Source organism: Pedobacter sp., from assembly GCF_035566355.1.
GTDB lineage: Bacteria > Bacteroidota > Bacteroidia > Sphingobacteriales > Sphingobacteriaceae > Pedobacter.
The window spans coordinates 1-2,910 of the sequence record NZ_DATMRL010000323.1 but is presented as its reverse complement, the minus strand read 5'-3'; the positions used below and the strand labels follow the sequence as shown (position 1 = coordinate 2,910).

At 40.7% G+C, this 2,910-nt stretch carries 2 protein-coding genes; both read right to left on the bottom strand.

What is annotated here, in order from left to right; translation table 11 throughout:
* Positions 1 to 162 precede the first annotated feature (162 nt).
* Complete coding sequence (locus VNZ46_RS12490; protein WP_325560462.1) at positions 163 to 780, bottom strand: Crp/Fnr family transcriptional regulator; 618 nt, start codon at positions 778 to 780, stop codon at positions 163 to 165.
* 21 nt (positions 781 to 801) lie between these two features.
* Positions 802 to 2,784: a KUP/HAK/KT family potassium transporter gene (locus VNZ46_RS12485; RefSeq protein WP_325560461.1), complete on the bottom strand. Its 1,983-nt coding sequence runs from the start codon at positions 2,782 to 2,784 to the stop codon at positions 802 to 804.
* Positions 2,785 to 2,910 lie beyond the last annotated feature (126 nt).

Here is a 2,910-nt window from a genome sequence, read left to right as displayed (position 1 = left end):
CCAGACGGATCGTTTCTTTATTCAGAGATAATTCGCGGGCCAGTGCATTTGCTGTTGGTCCTCCAGCGCCTAATATCGTGTGCATATCTTTTTAGTTTTTTATCTGATCAAAGGTAGCCTTGTGCTGGAGATCAAAACGTTAACAAAAGATAAGGAATTTTATTAAGATGGCTGGAACAATAATCTTTTGCGGATTCTTGATAAAGAAACGGGGGTAATGCCCAGAAAATTCGCGATATAATGCTGTGGTACACGCTGGAGGATCTCCTGTTCCTTGCTAATCAGATCCTGGTAACGCTCTTCAGGCGTCTGGGTAATGAAGGAGCTGATCCTTTCTTCGTAACAGCACAGATAGTATTCGGCAGTAAGGCGTCCAAAACGCTCCATTTTATAGGCAAGCTGGGGATGGTTAAGCATGTCTTGCAGATGGTCATAGGAGATCAGCAGCAAGGTAGTGGGTTCCAATGCCTGGATATAGCTTGTTCCGGGTTGCCTGGTCAAAAAGCTTTTGTAAGAACTGACCAATTCCCCGTCAAAACTGAAATAGCCGGTAATTTCTTCACCGTCTTTAATGTGATAATAGCGCACAGAGCCTGTTAAAATAAAACCAATGTCGTTGGCTATTTCTCCTTCACACGCAAAATGTTCTTTCTTTTTAAGAAATGAAGTACTGACATGCTGTGCGAATAACATCCACTCTTCTTCACTGAAAGTGACAAATTTTTCTAAAGCTTTACGGAAAACTAAGAGTGCAGCAGGATCAGGAGGTGATTTTATCATAACACGAATTTACAATCATTTTTAAATAGGACTATGTGAGTAAGGATCAACTCTTTTTAAAACTATTGCCGTTAATGGTTTAACCACCAGAGGTATTTTCTCAATCCGGGTTTCACTGGTATCCAAACCAAAGGCTTTAGCTTCAGACTGAGCTAGTTTTTTAATGGCAAAATAACTGTTTAATATGAAACCCTCACTCACACTGAATTCGTTGTTGTAAGACAAGAACTTTTCCATAATGACAAATTGAAAATCTGCAGCAAGATTGTATTTGTTCAGGGAATCGTATTTGCTGGTAATGTCCAGTTCTTTGCGGCTAACCATATCTTCCACAACTTTTCTGAATAAAACATTTACTCTCGGTTGTATTCTGAAACCTAAACGGAATTCAACCCGGATCACTTTATCATCGTCTAATTCCTCTACGCTGTATTCCATTGTATAGGGCTCGTCTGTCCGCTCAATATGTACAAACCAGTACACATCTGCGCGTTTGGGTTTCCGGCTCAAAATCGAATACATGATCTTTTGCTCAATTTGCTTGCTGTTATTCGCTTTGGTTAAATAGATCAGGTGTGTAGAATATTTAGATATGCTAGGGTCTTCACTCAGTGCTCTTAACAGAGGTAACTGATCCTTCAGGTCAATAAAGTTCAGAAACCTGTTGTTGATTTTACGGGCCCTGAACCAGATATACATGGTAAAGATCAGCCCAAATTCAAATACAAGGAAGAACAATCTTTTCAGAATCTTAACGGCATTGGCAACAAAGAAGGAGAATTCAACACAAAGGAACACGCACAAAATAATTGTTACAATCCATAATGGCCAGTGTTTTACATACCTCATGAAATAATACATGAGTATGGTGGTCATCAGCATAGCTATAGTAATGGAGAAACCATAAGCGGCAGTCATTGCTGCGGAGGTGCGGAAGTATAAAGAAACAGCAATACAACCAAAACAAAGGATCCAGTTGATACTTGGTATATACACTTGTCCGCGGATATTTGAAGGATATTTAATGGTAACCTTTGGCCAGAAATTCATACTGATTGCTTCGCTGATCAAGGTAAAGGAACCACTGATCAGGGCCTGGCTGGCAATAATGGTTGCCATAGTGGCCAGAGCGATGCCTGGTAGCAGAAAGAAATGTGGAATGATCTCAAAAAATGGATTTATACCAGTGAAATTTTTTGTAACCGGTTGGGTCAATACCCAGGCACCCTGGCCAAGATAATTTAAAAGGAGAGAAACTTTTACAAAGATCCAGCTGACCTGGATGTTTTTCCTTCCGCAATGTCCCAGGTCTGAATACAGCGCCTCTGCTCCGGTTGTACATAAAAACACAGCCCCAAGAAGCCAGAATCCTTTTGGATGTTCTATTAAAAGTGCAGCACCGTAATACGGATTTAATGCTTTTATGATCTGAGGATAGTGGGCCAGCTGTAAACTCCCGACAACGGCCAGCATTAAAAACCACATCAACATCACTGGTCCAAAAGCGGAACCTACGATCTTTGTTCCAAATTGCTGGAAAAAGAACAATAAAAGCATAATGGTGATGACGATCAGCAGGACCAGATCATTGCCCGGTATAATTGCCTTAGAAAAATAGGGAACCAGGTTTAGGCCTTCAATTGCCGAAGTGACAGAGATAGGGGGGGTGATGATCCCGTCAGCCAGTAAGGTTCCTGCGCCTATGATGGCAGGTATGGCCAGCCATTTTCCATATCGTCTAACCAGCGCATATAAAGAAAATATGCCGCCTTCACCACGATTGTCTGCTTGCAAAGTAATAAATATATACTTGAAAGTAGTTTGAAGGGTAAGTGTCCAGAAGATACAGGAAATGGACCCCAGCACCAGACTTTCATTTACTTTTCCACCTTCTATAAGTAAAGTTTGAAAAACATAAAGTGGCGAGGTGCCGATATCGCCGAAGATGATACCAAGAGTGATGAGCAATCCGGCTGCGGATAACTTTTTTAGATGTGGGTTCATTATCCTAAGATTATGGTTCTGGGTGAGTTAAGCTTTGATACTTTTATAAAAAAAACAAAAGTAGAAATCTTATTGATATGTAGACCGATTTATCAGGGCCTTTTTTTCTGTGGTGTAAATGTCGTA

Coding starts and splice junctions, on each gene's coding strand:
- VNZ46_RS12490 (WP_325560462.1), bottom strand. CDS start 780: ATGATAAAATCACCTCCTGATCCTGCTGCACTCTTAGTTTTCCGTAAA.
- VNZ46_RS12485 (WP_325560461.1), bottom strand. CDS start 2,784: ATGAACCCACATCTAAAAAAGTTATCCGCAGCCGGATTGCTCATCACT.